Annotated in this window: 19 protein-coding genes and 1 pseudogene; 13 read left to right on the top strand and 7 right to left on the bottom strand. The window is 61.5% G+C overall.

Annotation, left to right across the window (positions count from 1 at the left end):
- The first annotated feature begins 116 nt into the window (after positions 1-116).
- The 3 genes and pseudogenes from AACH40_RS12015 (at position 117) to AACH40_RS12005 (ending at position 1709) form a co-directional block, all read left to right on the top strand.
- Complete coding sequence (locus AACH40_RS12015; RefSeq protein ID WP_338642626.1) at positions 117-578, top strand: DUF6878 family protein; 462 nt, start codon at positions 117-119, stop codon at positions 576-578.
- A 10-nt stretch (positions 579-588) separates the two neighbouring features.
- Positions 589-1011 (top strand): annotated as a pseudogene (locus AACH40_RS12010) (DUF6915 family protein).
- Positions 1012-1319: 308 nt separating this feature from the next.
- Positions 1320-1709, top strand: coding sequence for a single-stranded DNA-binding protein (locus AACH40_RS12005; RefSeq protein ID WP_037445600.1), 390 nt, complete (start codon positions 1320-1322; stop codon positions 1707-1709).
- A gap of 115 nt (positions 1710-1824) precedes the next feature.
- Here AACH40_RS12005 and AACH40_RS12000 read toward each other — a convergent pair whose 3' ends face one another.
- On the bottom strand, positions 1825-2055 hold the full coding sequence (locus tag AACH40_RS12000) for a DUF6437 family protein (protein WP_338642625.1): 231 nt from the start codon (positions 2053-2055) through the stop codon (positions 1825-1827).
- Between the two features lie 323 nt (positions 2056-2378).
- Here AACH40_RS12000 and AACH40_RS11995 point away from each other — a divergent pair, with 323 nt between their 5' ends.
- The gene (locus AACH40_RS11995; protein ID WP_066120159.1) at positions 2379-2615 is read left to right on the top strand and encodes a hypothetical protein; all 237 of its coding nucleotides are present in this window, start codon (positions 2379-2381) and stop codon (positions 2613-2615) included.
- A gap of 102 nt (positions 2616-2717) precedes the next feature.
- On the opposite strand, the gene AACH40_RS11990 is transcribed toward AACH40_RS11995, so the two are convergent.
- A complete protein-coding gene (locus AACH40_RS11990; RefSeq protein ID WP_338642624.1) occupies positions 2718-2912 on the bottom strand; it encodes a hypothetical protein in 195 nt (64 codons plus the stop codon).
- Positions 2913-3352: 440 nt separating this feature from the next.
- Between AACH40_RS11990 and AACH40_RS11985 the strand changes: the two genes are divergently transcribed.
- The 4 genes from AACH40_RS11985 (at position 3353) to AACH40_RS11970 (ending at position 9346) form a co-directional block, all read left to right on the top strand.
- Positions 3353-3685, top strand: coding sequence for a hypothetical protein (locus AACH40_RS11985; RefSeq protein ID WP_338642623.1), 333 nt, complete (start codon positions 3353-3355; stop codon positions 3683-3685).
- A complete protein-coding gene (locus AACH40_RS11980; protein ID WP_338642622.1) occupies positions 3675-6071 on the top strand; it encodes a type IV secretion system DNA-binding domain-containing protein in 2397 nt (798 codons plus the stop codon). The genes AACH40_RS11985 and AACH40_RS11980 overlap by 11 nt, the downstream gene beginning before the upstream one ends.
- 37 nt (positions 6072-6108) lie before the next feature.
- Complete coding sequence (gene mobF / locus AACH40_RS11975; protein ID WP_338642621.1) at positions 6109-9036, top strand: MobF family relaxase; 2928 nt, start codon at positions 6109-6111, stop codon at positions 9034-9036.
- A gap of 70 nt (positions 9037-9106) precedes the next feature.
- Complete coding sequence (locus tag AACH40_RS11970; RefSeq protein WP_338642620.1) at positions 9107-9346, top strand: hypothetical protein; 240 nt, start codon at positions 9107-9109, stop codon at positions 9344-9346.
- Positions 9347-9370: 24 nt separating this feature from the next.
- On the opposite strand, the gene AACH40_RS11965 is transcribed toward AACH40_RS11970, so the two are convergent.
- From AACH40_RS11965 to AACH40_RS11950, 4 genes are read right to left on the bottom strand one after another with little or no spacing between them, the layout of a single operon-like run.
- Positions 9371-9568, bottom strand: a complete 198-nt coding sequence (locus tag AACH40_RS11965; RefSeq protein ID WP_338642619.1) for a DUF6961 family protein — start codon at positions 9566-9568, stop codon at positions 9371-9373.
- On the bottom strand, positions 9568-9873 hold the full coding sequence (locus tag AACH40_RS11960; protein WP_338642618.1) for a DUF5818 domain-containing protein: 306 nt from the start codon (positions 9871-9873) through the stop codon (positions 9568-9570). The genes AACH40_RS11965 and AACH40_RS11960 overlap by 1 nt, the downstream gene beginning before the upstream one ends.
- Entirely contained in the window at positions 9870-10295 is a 426-nt protein-coding gene (locus AACH40_RS11955; RefSeq protein WP_202902866.1) for a thermonuclease family protein, read from the bottom strand. The genes AACH40_RS11960 and AACH40_RS11955 overlap by 4 nt, the downstream gene beginning before the upstream one ends.
- Positions 10296-10307: 12 nt before the next feature.
- Positions 10308-10949 (bottom strand): S24 family peptidase, encoded by a 642-nt coding sequence (locus tag AACH40_RS11950; protein ID WP_096614344.1) that lies wholly within the window; start codon positions 10947-10949, stop codon positions 10308-10310.
- A 652-nt stretch (positions 10950-11601) separates the two neighbouring features.
- On the opposite strand from AACH40_RS11950, the gene tnpA reads away from it, so the two are divergent.
- The 5 genes from tnpA to AACH40_RS11920 all read left to right on the top strand — a co-directional run bounded on the left by tnpA (position 11602) and on the right by AACH40_RS11920 (position 15508).
- Positions 11602-12030 carry an IS66-like element accessory protein TnpA gene (gene tnpA, locus AACH40_RS11940; RefSeq protein WP_338642617.1) on the top strand — a complete coding sequence of 143 codons (429 nt, stop codon included), beginning with the start codon at positions 11602-11604 and terminating at the stop codon, positions 12028-12030.
- Between the two features lie 17 nt (positions 12031-12047).
- Entirely contained in the window at positions 12048-12380 is a 333-nt protein-coding gene (gene tnpB / locus AACH40_RS11935; RefSeq protein WP_338642616.1) for an IS66 family insertion sequence element accessory protein TnpB, read from the top strand.
- A 50-nt stretch (positions 12381-12430) separates the two neighbouring features.
- The gene (gene tnpC / locus AACH40_RS11930) at positions 12431-14020 is read left to right on the top strand and encodes an IS66 family transposase (RefSeq protein WP_338642614.1); all 1590 of its coding nucleotides are present in this window, start codon (positions 12431-12433) and stop codon (positions 14018-14020) included.
- Complete coding sequence (locus tag AACH40_RS11925) at positions 14017-14628, top strand: UPF0149 family protein (RefSeq protein ID WP_338642613.1); 612 nt, start codon at positions 14017-14019, stop codon at positions 14626-14628. The genes tnpC and AACH40_RS11925 overlap by 4 nt, the downstream gene beginning before the upstream one ends.
- A gap of 616 nt (positions 14629-15244) precedes the next feature.
- Complete coding sequence (locus tag AACH40_RS11920) at positions 15245-15508, top strand: transposase (protein WP_338642612.1); 264 nt, start codon at positions 15245-15247, stop codon at positions 15506-15508.
- Between the two features lie 23 nt (positions 15509-15531).
- On the opposite strand, the gene AACH40_RS11915 is transcribed toward AACH40_RS11920, so the two are convergent.
- The gene (locus AACH40_RS11915) at positions 15532-15999 is read right to left on the bottom strand and encodes an Lrp/AsnC family transcriptional regulator (protein ID WP_338642611.1); all 468 of its coding nucleotides are present in this window, start codon (positions 15997-15999) and stop codon (positions 15532-15534) included.
- Between the last annotated feature and the right edge of the window lie 145 nt (positions 16000-16144).

Genomic DNA, 16144 nt, shown 5'->3' with positions numbered 1-16144 from the left:
GTCTGTCTTCGCGCCAGCGCCGGATCGGCGCTGGCGTCGTCCGTCAGAGGAAAGGCGCGCGCCTGTCGGTTGGAGCCAGCGAATGGTTGTTGGCTTCTTTCTACAGGAGGCATTCCATGATCGATATCGAAGCCGTGATGGCCGACTTTGCCGTTCGCCAGGCTGAGCGGCAGACCCAGGTGATCGAAGAGATTCAGCAGCTCAAGACCGTCATTCTCCCGCGCTTGAAGGAAGCCGGCATCGCCCGCGTCGAGATCCGCTTTGACGGTTGCGGCGACAGCGGCGCGGTCGAAGAATGTGTCTGCCTCGATGCAGCCGGTGCGGCGATCGCGTGCCCTGATGTTACGCTGCAGGAAGGCGAAACACATACGGCGGATGGTGCCGGTTCCGAGCAGCTGCCGTCGCTTGGGCAAGCTCTCGAGCAGCTGACCTATCTGGCGCTCGAACGTCACCACCCTGGCTGGGAGATCAACGACGGTGCCTGCGGCGCACTCGTGATCGATGTGGCTGAAGCGACCTTCGTGCTCGACTGCAGCCTACGCTTCACCGCGACCGATGATCACTCGACCGAGCTCTAGGAGACCCGGCATGGCACACTGCTACTACCACGCCCTCTCGTCGGTCCGGAAATGGGGCGGCACGGTCGATGACTATCTCCCGCTGCACTAGTGGTTCGACCAGTCCAAGGCAATCCTGGCAGACCCCCGACATCGCGCGCTGCGGCACCATGCCGAGGGGATATTCATGCTGGAGGCGATCTTCGGCGAGACCCTCGTGAATGCCGATGGCCGGGTTGTTCCGGTGCGTCTGGTCGGCGAGCAGCACGTACGCGAAGACTTGGGCTCGATCCCCTCCTTTGCTGACTGGGCGCGCCTGATCACGCCGCAGGCCTGGATGCTTCGAGGCAACCCTCTGGACGGCGCTGAAGGGGTGACGATCGATACGCCTGTCCCCGGCGAAGCAGTTGCGTCCAGGACCAGGCTACCTGCTGGAGGAGCGGTGCTACCGTGATCTAGGAAGGGGTTCTCCGGTGGAGGGCTGATGTGGGAATGATCCGGCCAAGACCGGAGGGAAACGAGGCAGGGCAAACCTGTCCACGGCATCCAGCTCCACCCGGCTTCGATACAAACCTGTCCCTGAATCACCCCCCGTCGAGACGCGCAACCCGGATCAGGTCCGGCCGAGTTGCCGGGCTTTGCCCGGCTGCCCGCACCACCCGGACCAGTTCCGGGTTCCCCTTCGGTGCGCTTCGCCGCGGGGCGCTTCTGCTCGGGTTTGCAGCCGGGATGGACCCGGAATGCTCGATCAGGAGAAAGCCCGTGACCAATCTCGTTATCCTCGTTGGCCGCATCGCTCGCGACCCCGAAACCCGCACCACCCAGGGTGGAACCAGCATCACCTCGATCTCGGTTGTGACCGACCGTCCCGCCCGCAAGGATGGCAAGACCTACAAGGACGAGAACGGCTACACTGCCAAAGACAGCGAATTTCACCGGATCACCTGCTTCAACGGCCTTGGCCAGAACGTCGCCAAGTACTGCACCAAAGGCCAGCTCGTGACGGTCGAGGGGCGCATCCACTACACCCAGTGGGAGGATCAGAGCGGCACCAAGCGCTACGGCTGCGAGATCATCGCCGACAAGGTCGACTTCCTCACCAAGGGCCGGTCGGGCGGCAACGAGGGCGCTCCCGATATCGACGAGGACTGAATGTCCTTACCCCACGACAAGGCCCCGGTGGCGGATGCCATCGGGGCCTTTTCTTTTGCTCTGGGGCGATGCGGCGGCGCGGGGCATCGAACCCCTTGCCGCCGCTGGGTTGGCCTTAAGCGGCAGCGATCCGCTTCAGCGTTTCGTCGATCCCGAGTGCCATCGATGCACGCACGATCTGGCGCAGTTTTGCCGGTTCGATCGTCTCGGCGCCGCACTCGATCAGCAGCCTGCCGAGTTCGGTCGCTGCCTCTTCGCGAAGACGAGCTTCCTCGCTTTCGAGCCTCGCACGCTGTTCACGCAGCTTCTTCAGCGCATCGCGCGCAGTGGGTTTGGACCTGGCCATAGGGTTTCCTTCTTGCTGGCCGTTGGTCCCCTCCGCTGACGATATTGGCATTCCGGACGCATGTAGGAAAACGGTTTGTGGGGCGATTGGAGCGCTTTCCCGCTGACGTTGGAGAGGTCTATCTCGCAGAAAGACCAAGTCTGATGCGGGCTTTGGGGCTGCGTCAAGGACGACGGGGCCCCACCATTTTTACCGGGCAAGCCCGGCAAAAATCGTTGCCCCCATCGCCGCTTCGCGGCCGCTGACGCGGTCCCTGACCCAGCCCGTCACCCACATCTTTCGCAATCCCTGATGCGACGCATCGAACATCAGGAGGAAAGATCATGTACGCTTCGCTGAACATTGCCGATGCCGGTCTCAAGGCAGATCAGGCCGCCTTCGTTGCCGCACTGGATCAGGCCCATGCCCGGTCCTTTCACAGCTACTACACGCAGTATGTCCTGACCGATGACGAGGCCGGATACATCGCGGTCGATGAAGGCGACTATGGCGCCTTGCCGAAGGCCATGCTGGACCGGGTAATCGACACGGTTCCGGGCCGTCTCAGCGATGAATTCTGATCCGCCGGTTTGGGAGGAAGTCCGTCAGGGCTTCCTCCTTTCTTTTTGCTCGCAGACCGTTTTGGCATCTCTCAGCCGGGACAGGAAGGCGGGTCGCAAGCTTCAGTCGGGGGTATCGGAACGGTCGAGATCGGTGAGCCGCTCCGGCATATCCAGGACCTTCAACGCTGCGGCCTCGATTGCCTCTGCCTGCGTCGGGAAAGCCTCGGAAGAACTGATCGACACCCCGTTCGGGTAAGTGACTGTCGCCTGGAAGCCGTTGCCCTTCGGTGTCGCCCTCAATGTGACCTGGCCCATGCCGTGCTTCCTTGTTGCCCGGGGTAATGCCCGCATCATAGGCATCGATCCTGTCTGTGCCTATTAGGATCCGAGGCATCGGCAACCTGCAGAGGGACCGGCCGAACCGACATCACAGACCGCATCATCCGTTACAGGATCAATGGCTGGTTCCTGTCCTCGCAGCTGGGGACGGTTGAGCACGCCCTACGCGACGGGTCGCAGGAAAATGGGGAAATAAACCACGAAGATACAGATATTTGTGCGGAGGATACTGGAATGGCAGCTTCTCCGTCAAAAATGACGTGGGCGAGGGGAGTTACGTGGATTTGACCCAAGCAGCGCAGCGAATGGCGGAATTTCGCCGAATTCTATGTTCTTGACATGTTCTTGAATCTGACTTAGCTTCGATCCTGCCTTTCGCAGTGTGAACCGGGCTCCTGACCACAAGGAGTCCGTGCATGACACGGCCAATCTGTCTCCAGGTTTACATCTCGGCCGAGCTCAGCTCGCTGATCCGCAAGGCTGCCAAGGCCAAGGGGATCAGCATGAGCGAATGGGTGCGTGCCTTGCTCGCCAATGCCTGCGCCGAGGACGATCTTGCCTCCCGGCTCGACGCTTCCGTTGAACGTATTTCCCGCCGCTCGGTGTTCCTCATGGTCGGTGTGGATGCGCTACTGGCAGGGCACCCCGACCACGCTTTGCGCGGTCGGGCACACCAGGCTTACGTGCGCAAATGCAAGGAGCTCGGCCTCACCACCGCTACCGGCGAGGGAGGTTCCGATGAAGCGTAACCTCGTCAATTTCACGCGCGGCAGCCAGCTGCTCGGACACTTCAGCTTCATGTTCGCTGCAGGTCTCAAGGGCCCCTTGATCGTTGCAGCGCTCGTGATCTCATGGACATCCTGGTGGACCATTTCGGCAGGGCTCACCGACCACGAAGTCTACCTTGTCTGGATGCGGATTTATGCCGCCATCTACGGTTTCATGGAGTTCGATCCTGCCAAGCGTATCACGCTGGAAACCGCCTTCGGCGCATCCATTCAGTTTCCGATTGCCCAACTCGACCACTACCCACCGGTTGTCCATGCGTGGGAGAAGCTGACACATCTTCTGACCAGTGCCTTGTGGCGATCGGGGCTCCTGCTGGTCCCTGCCTTTGCCGTCTTCTACTGGTTCGCCGAGCGGTTCGGTGGTCGTTCCAAGGAACGCAAACACGAGCGCGGCGCCATGCTGGTCACGCTTCCCGAGCTCGTCGATGAACTGACAAACCACAACCGGCGCGAGCGCACCCGTGAGCTCGATTCCGCGATGGGCTGGAAGTGGCGGCTCAGCCTGCCGCGAGAGATCGCCCGGGTCTTTCCCTACCGGCCATCGCATATCGCCACGGTGGCTTATCCCTGGCGGCTCGAACAGAGCCACGCGATGCTCATTGGCACGACCGGCATGGGCAAGACCGTGGCGATCTCGGACATGATTGCGGAGGCAAGGGCCAAGTGCCAGCGCTGCGTGGTTTTCGATCTGACCGGTGCCTTCATCGAGCACTTCCATGCCGCCCATTGCGATATCATTTTGAACCCGCTCGATGCGCGCTGCCCCCAGTGGAGTCTCTTCGACGAATGCCGCACCGAAGGCGAATTCTGGGCCGCTGCCGATGCCCTCGTACCCCATGACGGGGGCGGGGAAGCCCAGTTCTGGGTGATCGCTGCCCGCGCCCTGTTCGTCGAATTCTGCCTCAAGCTCGTGGCGGAAGGCAGGGCAACCAATGATGCCCTGGCGCGCGAGCTGATGACCGCGGATCTCTCGCGCGTGCATGCCATGATGCGCGGAACGATCGCCGATCCGCTGACCGCGCCGGAAGCCGCGCGCATGGCGGAATCGATCCGGGCCGTCTTCAACGTCAACGCCAAGGCGCTCAAGCTGCTACCGACTGCAGGTCCTCGTTTCTCGGTCCGCGAGTGGATTGAGGACGGAGCCGATAGCACCCGAAACGAAGGCTCGATCCTGTTCATTTCGGCCCGCTATGTCGACATGAGTGTTTGCGCGCAGCTGCTCACACTCTGGCTCGACACCGCGATGAACACGCTGATGACGATGCCTCGCACGCGCGATCTCAAGTGCTGGTTCTTCGTTGATGAACTGGGCGCATTGCATCGCCTGCCAGCCCTCGAAAAGGGCTTGCAGACGGCCCGCAATTTCGGCGGCGCGATAGTCCTTGGCCTTCACGCCTATGCCAAGCTCAAAGAAGTCTACGGCGAGAACATGGCGATGACGCTGGCATCGCTGGCCCGGACGAAACTGATCCTCGGAACTGCCGATCGCGAAACGGCAACCTGGTGCTCCGACTTCATCGGCCATCGCCAGGTCCGGGACATGGAAGAGGGCTATACCTACGGGTACAACAATGCCCGTGATGCGGTCAGCCTGACCCCGCGGAAGCACATTGAACCGCTCTTGCTGCCCGACCAGCTCATGAATCTGCCGCGCTTGTCCGGGTACATCAAGTTCCCCGATGGTTTCCCTGCTGCGCCCGTCAAGCTCACTCCCGTCGACCGTCCCAAGCGGGCGGAGACCTTCATCGCAAGAGTGAAGGAAGGGCCAAAGGCAAGCGTCGTTGAGCCCCGGCCGTCGGCGGAGCAGTCTGAGCCATCCGCTGCATCGGCCGGCAATGAGCATCCCTCGGCCAACGACGACGGGGCAGGGAAGCCGGTCGTGCCCAAGCAGGGAGAACTGGCTCTCGACAATGCGCCGGAATCCGGGTCGAGGCAGAAGCCCGAAGCGACCGCAAAGGACTTGCAGCGGGCTGTTGAAAGCACATCGGGCAAGACGGCGAAGCAACAGGAACGAACAGCCCGATCCGGGAAAGAGAAGGCGGGCAGGGCCAACCGGGACGTTTCGAAAACCCGAACTGATGCAAGGCCGAGAAAGGCTGGCCCCTCCGCCCGCCCGCTCCTGCCTACCGGCGAGACCACCCCGACGCAGGAGCAGCCGGCCACTCCCAAGGGTACTGCTAGAGCCGGAACAACGGAGGCAAATCCGCTGCAAGAGGGCAAGCAGGATGGCCCCAAGAGCTTAAGACCCAGCGATGCAGTAGCGCGCAAGCTGATGCTCGAGGATGGGCTGCGCGAGCAGGAACCGCCGCCAATCCCGGGTCCTGACCTCGGCGACATGGAGATGTGATCATGCCGCCGATTGCCGCAGCCTCGGGGGACAAGCGATGCTATCAGTAGCCAATGTCCGCACCGCAGGCGGCGCGGCCAATTACTTTGCTGCCGATAACTACTACACGCGCGCAGACGCTGATCGCTCCGGCGAATGGCTGGGTAAAGGCGCTGCCGCCTTGGGGTTGGTTGGGGCCGTGGATGCGCGGCAGTTCGAGGCAGTCCTTAAAGGAATGCTGCCGGATGGTAGCCGGGTTGGCAGTGACAATAGGGCGCACCGGGCGGGGACCGACCTCACCTTTTCGATGCCGAAAAGCTGGTCGGTCCTTGCTCTGGTGGGCGGCGACAAACGGATCCTCGACGCCTACGCCACAGCTGTGCGGGAAACTCTGCGCTGGGCCGAAAAGAACCTTGCCGAGACCCGGATGGAGGTTCGCGGCCGGGAGCGTGCCGTCCAGACTGGCAACCTTGCGATCGCGCTGTTCCAGCACGACACCAACCGTAACCAGGAACCCAACGCCCACTTTCATGCCGTCATTGCCAATGTGACGAGAGGGGCCGACGGCAAATGGCGGGCGCTGCGCAACGACAAGCTCTGGCAACACAACACCTTGCTCAATGCCATGACGATGGCGCGGTTTCGTCTGGGTGTGGAGAAGCTCGGTTACGAAGTTGGGGAGTTCGGAAAGCACGGCAATTTCGAAGCTGTCGGGGTGCCCAAGGCCGTGCGCGATGCCTTCAGTTCCCGGCGCGCAGAGATCCTGGAGGCAGCAGCTCAAATGAACTTCTCAGGGCCGAGCGTCCTTGATGCCGCAACCTTGATGACCCGGGCCAACAAGGGCCGGATCGAGGATCGCGATGCGCTTACACAGCAGTGGCAGGAAACGTCCGCCAGGCTTGGCTTTGATCCCGCCACGATCATTGCCAGAGCCAACGGCCGCAGCGCACAGGATCTTGGTAATGTGGCAGGCTTGGGGTCAACGATGCGCGGCCTTGTCCGCCATGCTCACGCCCTCGCAACTTCCTTTGCCGAGCGTTTGGGCCTGCGGGAAGGTGATCCTCTGATACCTGCCCGGCTGACCAATCGCAGTGTCGAGCAGGTCGCCGCAATTCATGCGGTCGCATCGGCTGTCCGGCATCTGGGCGAGCGGGAAGCGGCCTTCACGCGCACCGAGATCTACCGCACCGCACTTGGCTTTGCGCTCCCCACATCGCTTGCCGCGGTCGAGCATCGCGTCGATCAACTGCTCCGTCAGGGATATCTGGAGAAGGGCAGAGGCGCAGACCGGGACCTGCTGACCACCCGCGACGCCATCAGCCTTGAGCAGCGCATCATCGCCGGAGTCGAAAGCGGGCGCGGCGCCGCTTCGGCGATTGTATCTCCCGACCTTGCCGGGCCCCGCCTGCAGGCACTCTCCCAGATCAAATACGGGCTCACCTTGAACGCCGGACAGGAAGGGGCGGGACGCCTGCTGCTTGGATCGAACAACCGCATCGTCGCCATTCAGGGCGTTGCCGGGGCAGGAAAGAGCACGGTCCTCAAGCCCGTTGCGGACATTCTGCGCGAGGAGGGCAGGGCCGTGCTCGGGCTCGCGGTGCAAAACACGCTGGTTCAGATGCTGGAGCGGGATACGGGTATTCCCTCGATGACGGTGTCGCGGTTTCTCACGCGGCACAGCGATCTTCTCGAAGGGGCCGATGCGGACCGCCTCGCCGAGGCTCGGGCCGATATGCGCGGCAGTGTCGTGTTGCTCGACGAAGCCTCCATGGTCGGCAACGCCGACAAGGAAAAGCTGGTGCGCCTCGCGAACCTGCTCGAACTCGGCCGCTTTGCCAGCATCGGTGACCGCAAGCAGTTGGGTGCCGTCGATGCGGGTAAGCCGTTCGATGTGATGCAGCAGGCCGGGATCGAGACTGCGGTGATGAGCACCAATCTTCGCGCGCGCAGCGAAGGCCTGCGTGAAGCCCAACAGGCAGCGCAAGAAGGGCGCATTGAGGATGCCATGCGCCATCTCGCACCCCAGGTGATCGAGGCGGGGAACGATGCTGCTGTCGAAGCCGCCGCCGCTTGGTTGTCGCTCTCGTCAGCGGCGCGCGAGGCAACCGCGATCTATGCTTCAGGCCGCAACCTGCGCAGTGCGGTGAATGATGCAGTGCAGACGGGCCTTAAAGCGAGCGGGGAACTCGGTCCTGAAACCATGCGGCTCCAGACCATGTCGCGCGTCAATGTCACCCGCGAGGAGCTGCGATACGCGAGCACCTATGCCCCCGGCATGGTGGTCGAGGTCGCGCGGCGTCAGCGCAGCCAGGGCCTTGCAGCAGGCGAGTACCGGGTGGTCGGGACCGATGTGGCGCGCGAGCGGGTCACGCTCGAAAATGAGCGCGGCCGCCAGTTCGAGTTTCGTCCCGGTCAGATAAGGCCGCAAGGTGAGCAAGATCCGCTACGCCTTTTCGAAGTCCGCGCCCTCGACATTCACACCGGCGACAAGATCCGGTGGACAGAGACCGATCACCATCGGGGCCTGCTCAATGCCGACCAGGCCCGGATTGTCGCAGTCGAAAAGGAGGCTGTCGTCGTGAAGACATCCTTGGGCGCAGAGCACAGGCTGGAGCAGGGCGACCCGATGCTCCGCCGTCTCGATCTCGCCTATGCGCTCAATGCCCATATGGCGCAGGGGCTGACCTCCGATCGCGGCATTGCGGTCATGGACAGCCGCGAGCGCAATCTGGCCAACCAGCAGACGTTTCTGGTCACGATCACCCGGCTGCGCGATGGCCTCACCCTCTATGTCGACAATGCTGGCAAGCTTGAAGCCGCGGTCGAGCGCAATGCCGGTATGAAGCGCTCGGCGCTGGAAACGGTCGATCTCCTCCGCGACGCTGCGTCCAAAGGGCAGGCCAAAGATCGTGTCGATCTTGCGCCGGAACGCAAGCCGCCAGAGCTTGACCGTTCGATCACCAAGCCATTCGAGATCGGCATCTAGCGACCTGCTGTCCCCATGCGTCCGCACACTGCCGGTTGACGAGAAGTTCTTTATTTGTTCTCATCGGCCCATGCCACGAATCTCCGACGATATCCTTCTCACGCACCTCGAATTCGCGCTGGCCGTTGCGCCGGAGCACACGCTCGTTCGTCTCAATGCCGATGATCCGCGCGCCCAGCGCAGCGCCAGGGTCGATCTCGCTCGTCATCTGGTCGAACGCATGCGCGGCTTCACCATCGAAAGCGACAGCCATGGCGGCGCAGGCGCGCAATCCTGTCTCTTTCCTAGCGATCTGTCGCCGATCGGGTGAGTGATGCAGTGTGGTGGTGGCCGCTTATTGGAGCGGCCGGTCAGCAGTTTCTGACGTCAGCTGGACGATCCGCGCAGCTATAGCCTGCCAGGTCTGAATTCCCGCGGCATCACCCGCGAGCGCAAGCGCGCCAATCTGATCGGCGACATGGACGGGTGCCTGATCGCCGTGTGTTTGCAGGACATGGTTGGCGCAGGCCCAGAGTTCCCAGTCGCTGAGCATCAGCCTAGCGCGCTCACGACCGCGCTAACCGTCGCGTAGAGGCCATAGGCGACGAAGGCGGCGGCAAGAAGGAATTCGATGCGGAGTTTAAATGCTGTCGGACGAGGCTGATCGGCCGGCCATATCTGTTCGCAGACAAACCCGTTGAACCCCGAACGCTCCCCGACCACTTCGACGCGAGAGCCGATAAGTTTGCGTACCTGGCGAGTGTTGTCGAGTTCCCAAGTCCCGCCACCATCGGTTCGCAGCACCGGCCCGTTGGCCGCCCGCTCGACGATGCCGGTCAGATGCGTGGTGCTGTTCACCGGCAAGCCGGGCCTTTCCAGTAGCGATCCCAGCGCAGGACAGTGCCGGTCTTGATCATGGCGCATGACAGATCTGCGCCTGAGGGCAGCTGGCACCAGGCAGCGGTCCTGTTTCCGCCTGCGCCCCCCTCGGAGCGACATGTCAGTCGCGGGCCCTTTACCACCACATGACCGGTCGAGATCGTTCCGCGCGCGCCGCCCATCAGCTGTACCAGCGCATCGCGCGCCTCAATTGCCGAGGCCGCGGGGCAGGGCTGATTGGTCCTGCAGGTGCCGTCCATTTCCCGCGCAGCGATGCCGGCGATCCGAAGGTGAGGACCTTCCGCACACCAGACCGGACCGTCACCATCCCAGACGTGGGTCGGTGTGCAGGTAAATGTCTGTCCGGAGGCGACGATAGAGGCGGCAAGCAAGGCGAGTATCATGTGGCTCCCTTAGAGTGCTCGTCCGAACCAGAGAACCCGCCCGACGATATTGAGCGTCCGCTTCTCGAGACCGCGCCAGCTCGGATAGGCCGGGTTATCGCTCAGAACCGAGGCGCGCTTGCCCTGCGGTTCGAGGGCAATCCGCTTGACGCTCAGCATGTCATCCATCCGCAGGACATAGATCCCGTCTCGCAGGCGCGCCTGGCCGTCCCCGAGATCCACCATCACTTCGTCGCCATCATGAAGGGTGGGCTCCATGGAGTCGCCATGCACGGCGATGATCGACAGGCTCGATGCCTTGCTCGCGGTCAGTCGGCGTAGCCATTTCTCGTCGAAGCCGAATTGCGCTGATTTGGCTTCCATCTCCGCGAGCGCGCCGTGGCCGGCTGATGCCTCGACATTGAGCAAAGGCACATGGACCAGTTCGACGACCGGGCCTGAACGACGGGCGGGGGCACCGAGAATTTTCTCATCGACCCCGAAAAATCGCGCCAGAACCGAGCGATCCTGCTCGTCCAGCTGCCGCGGGCTGCCGCGCCGGATGTACTGCTGGATGTAGGCGGCATTGCGCCCCAGCAGGCGCGAAACCGAGGAATAGTTCACTCCTCGTTGCTGGATCAACTCGTCCAGGGCTCTTCGTGCGTCGTCCATGACTGCCAGTCCTATCGCGGGCGCCTAGGAAAATCGATCCTAGACTCTAGGAAGCCTTCCTAGTAAGAACATAACAAGAACGCAAGGGTAAAGCGAGTCTACGGCCATGGAGCTTCTGGAGCAGATCGAGGAATATCTGGCGCGAACCCAGACGTCGCCAAGCACCTTCGGCAGGTTGGCAGTTGGAGACCCGCGGCTGGTCGCCGATCTGAAGTCTGGCAGGCGGCCGCGTCGACGGACCGAAGAGCGTTTGCGCGGTTATATGAATGAAGTCGGAGCAATTGCTGGAATTTGCCGAACTGGCCATAGCGTTCGCAACCCAGCGGGATTGCGTGAGGTTAGTAGGATGAACGGGTGATTGAAGGCAGTCCGTTGTCAGAACATTCGGCACAACTCGTGGCGTGAATTAAGGCCTGTGGACATTTAGGGGATTCCCTTTTTTGCGAGATCGGATTCAAGACTGGCGAAGGGAGAGCTGGATTGGATCGACATGGATTGAGCGATGAGCAGTGGGAGAAGGTTGAGCGATTGCTTCCCGGCAAAGTTGGCGACCGCGGTCGTTCTGGTTCAGAGTAACCGTTGCACGGGCCCCACGTTTTTGGCGCTGATGTGATCGTCTACGCTCTCGTCGTTTGACAAGGGAGCGGTGCGGGTGGCTTTGGATAGCAGTTTGACGGGTGATTTGACCTGTGCGTCGCACAGTTCAAACTCAGGTTTGCGGATCTGTGCAAATGGCGAACGGAAGCGCTACGAGCGCTGGTCGGACGAAGAACGCGAACGCATTCTCGCTGAGAGCTTCATGCCTGACAGGACGGTGTCGCAGGTTGCTCGCGACAATGGCGTGGGGCTGGGATTGCTGCACTATTGGCGGCGACAGGCTCGGGCAGTCGGTGCTGTGGAAGAGATGCGCTTCGTGCCTGTGTCACTGGCATCGACGGGGACCTCGCCTGCGCCGAGGACCGTAGTGCCGACAAACCCAACCGGTGCGCTCGAACTGATAATCCGCGACGTGACCGTCAGGGTTAGCGGAGCCGTTGATGTCGTGAGCCTGCGCAATGTGTTGGCGGCGATCCGCGGATGATTCCAATCGATGGTTCTGTGAAGATCTTCGTCGCAACGCGACCGATCGACTTTCGAGCCGGCATCAATCGACTGATGGGCTTGGTGACCCATGTTCTCGGCCACGAGGCATGCGCAGGCGACGTCTTCGTATTCCGCAACAAGAGCGCGGACAAGATCAGGCTGGTCCGTCATGATGGAACAGGGGCCGTCATGGCAGCCAAGGTTCTGGACCGTGGGCGGTTTTGCTGGCCGCCGATCCAGGACGGAACGATCGTGCTGAGCGGTCCGCAATGTGCCGCGCTGTTGTCTGGTCTGGACTGGACGGGATTGCCGGCTACCGAGGTGCGAAGGCCCCTGATTTATGGCTGATTCCCGGGCTTTTTGTTCGGATATGCCAGGCATCTGTGCTATGCAGGAGCATGTCCTCCAGCGCCACTGATCTGCCCCGGGACCCGGAGAAACTCGCGGCGTTGGTGCGTGCACTTCAGGCGGAGAACGAGCAGTTGCGCGCTCTTCTCAAAGGCGTTGCGCAGCAAGCCTTTGGCACTCGGTCGGAACGGTCCAGCGCCCTGTTCGGCGACCAAGGACTGCTTGACCTCCAGGACTTCGGGCCACTTGTTGCCTCTGACGCGGCTTCTCCTGCCAACGATGATGAGGCATCTGCCGGATCGGTTGTCGTGCCCATTGCGAGGGCCCGGCGTAAACGGGGCGAACGCGCATTGCCGGTGCACCTCGAGCGCATCGAGACCTTAATCGAACCTGCAAGCCTGGAATGCTCCTGTTGTCAGGGCACACTGCATCGCATCGGCGAGGATGCCAGCGAAGCGCTCGACTGGGTCCCGGCAATCGTTCGGGTTATCCGGACCATCCGTCCCCGTTACGGCTGCCGCAAGTGTCATGAAGGCGTGACCCAGGCACCAATGCCAGCGCGTGCTATCCCGGGCTCCATGGTAACGACCTCGACGCTTGCCTGGATGGCGACCGCGCGGTTTGCCTGGTCCATTCCGCTTAATCGGCAACTGCAGATGCTGGCCGGTCAAGGCGTCGTGCTTGACCGCTCCACGCCGAGCCGATGGATGCGCAAGCTCAGTTGGTGGCTACGACCACTCTATCAGATGCTGCTGGCCTACATTCACAGCCAGCCCCGGATCTTCTGTGACGAGACCCGGATGCCAATCCAGGAGAAAGGCCGAAGACGCGTCAAGAACACGCAGTTCTGGGCTCACGCCTGTGATGACCGGCCGTGGCGGGGACCCGCTCGTCCTGCCGTCGTCTATGTCCATGCCCGTGGGCGCGGTCATGCCGAGGCACGCGAGCAGCTTGGCAGCTATACTGGGACCATTCAGGTGGACGGCTATGATGCCTATCAGGCCTTGGCTCGCTCCGGTCCGACGCGCGAGAGGATCAATCTGGCATTCTGCCTGGCTCATGCTCGTCGCAAATTCGTCGATGCCTGGCGCAAGTCTCCTTCCCCCCTGGCTGAGCGGATCATCGCTGCGATTGGCGAAGTTTACGCTGTCGAAGCACGCATCAAAGGCCTCACCGCCCAGGAGCGGCAACAGGTTCGCCAATTCGAGAGCAGCGCGCCGATGGCGCGCATCAAGGCCGAGATCGACGAGATGCTTCCCCATCTGTCGCCAAAGTCCAATCTTGCAAAAGCCATGCGCTACACGCTCGCGCATTGGCAGGGACTGAACCGCTTTATCGAGGACGGCAGGCTCGAGGTCGATACCAACACCGTCGAGCGCGGCATGCGAAGCATTGCCCAAGGGCGCAAGTCGAGCCTGTTTGCAGGAAGTGATGGCGGTGCCCAGACCTGGGCAATCCTCGCCTCGCTTTTGCAGACTGCTCGTCTCAATGGCCTTGATCCCTACACGTGGCTGAACGACGTGCTGACCCGCATCGTCACCGGGCAGGTGAAGAACAACGAACTCAGCTGCATGCTTGCATGGAACTGGGTACCGGCCTGGCAGCACGAGCGCATGGCTCAAGGACTTTCGGCAGCATGAGCAATCGTCCGCGCATGAAGCGCCCGGCTAGTCCCCGCCGCGCCCGCGTTCTGACGCGCGAGCAGCTGGCGAACTGGCTGGCCAGCCTTGACCCGCCAGCAGCCGGCCTGTCGATGATCGACGGCTACCTTGCTGCGCTCGTTGTCTCTCCCCGGTTTATCCCGCCAGAAGATTGGCTCAAGCCGATCCTGGGCGAGCGGGTCACGTGGGCAGACGAAGGAACGATCGAGGCATCCGCGCGCAACACGCTTTTCCAGCGTTATAACGAAATCGGTGCCACACTCTCCGGAGGGCCCCGGCGCTACGCACCGCTCTTCTTGCGGACCGACGAAGGTGAAGTGCTGATCGAAGACTTTGCCGACGGCTTCTACGTCGGAATGCAACTCAGCTTGGACGACTGGAAGCCGTTCTTTGCTCAGCCCGAAATCGGCATCGCCATTACCGCTATCCTCGGCCACTGCACCACGATGATAAGTGACGAAGATCGCAGTGCTCTCCTCACCCCCCAGGCTGAAGAACTGCTCGCCCGATCATGGGAGGTCGTCCCCGAGCTCATGGAAATGCTCCACGCCAAGCTTGCAGGCTCCCGGAACGTCGAAATCCGCTAACGCCCCAATCCAACTACAGCACATGCACCCGTGGGTCCGGAGCAACGGTTACGGATCAGTGCAACAGCCAGCAGACGCCGGACCTGATCGGCATCGCTACTTCGTCGCGCAAACCCACGCAAATCCGACGATGTGTAGTCGGATCGAACCCCAATCGCTGCCGCCATCGCAAGCCTCCATCTGCTTGCAACGTCGAATCAGATTTTCATCTGCTTGGGAATCCCCGGCGTGAGTCAGCCTCAGCGCGCATTGGTATTAGTGCCAGCATCATCACATCACATCATCAAAGCACTAGCGACCTCCAGCCCATCAGGGCGCGGAGACCCTGCGTTGTACTTCAGGCCTGCAAGGTGGGGTCGCGGCTTCGCTTACGGTTCAGATAACCGCAAGTTTGTGGATGCGGTGCTGTGGATCGCGCATACAGGTGCTGCATTGCTTGACTTTGCAACATCGATCCCGACAAAAACATCTGTATGATGGTCCACGGCTCGTCCTCCTGCGATGAGGATCGGCTCGGCCAATCCGAGTAACCCCCGGAAACGTAGTGTAGGGCGAGCCACCTCACGTACCGAGGCGGACATACGGTCTTACGCTGATCGAAGGCGTGGAATTCGAAATGTTCCTGGGCGACAAAGCTTTCGACGCTGACTGGCTACGGTCAGAACTCGACGACAGAGGCGCCGTGGGCGTTATCCCTCCTAAATCGAACCGCAAACGGCAGATCGACTGCGACTTCCATGCCTACCGCTGGCGGCACCTCGTCGAAAATCTCTTCTGCAATCTCAAGGCATTCAGGCGTATCGCTACCCGATATGAAAAAACCGATCAGAGCTACCGAGCAATGATCAATCTTGCAGCGCTCCGAATTGCTTTACGATAAATGTCCGCAGACCTTAGCTCGGCTCACACAAATCGCAAGGGCTGGGCGCTCGTGCTTTTGACCTCTTGCAGGATGATGCTGGTGCGGGCGGTGGCCACTTCAGGTGCGGCCAGCAGGTGATTGCTCAACAGATCGTTGAGTGAGGCGAGATCGCGTGTCGCGAGCTTGAGGATCATGTCGGGCGAACCTGTCAGCATCTGGCACTCCAGTATCTCGTCCATGGCGCAGATCTGGTCGCGAAAGGCTTGCGCGGCGCCAGGATCGGTTGAGGTCATGGTGAGCATGACATAGGCTCCAATACCGATATTCAAAGCTTCGGGCGAGAGGCTCGCGCGGATGGCGCGCAGCACACCATCCTTGCGCAGTTGCTGAAGCCTGCGCGAAATCTGGGAGGCGGACAGGCCGACGATAGGGGCGAGGTCAGCGGGGCCAGTGTCGCCTTTCTCTTGCAAAGCAGCGAGAATCTTACGGTCAAATCCATCCAGCGGCATCCCCATCTCCTATGCATGAAACGTGCAGATAAAGTCAATTTATAGCACGGATTGTGCGACATTGTTCTATTTTTGCATCATTTTACACGCACTTTGCGCGTCAAATGCCGTAAAGTTGAAGCCTTTCATGTGTCGTGCAAATTGC

Source organism: Novosphingobium olei (assembly GCF_037076535.1).
Lineage (GTDB): Bacteria > Pseudomonadota > Alphaproteobacteria > Sphingomonadales > Sphingomonadaceae > Novosphingobium > Novosphingobium olei.
Note: the sequence above shows the minus strand (reverse complement) of the source record. Positions and strands in the feature narration are given on the sequence as shown.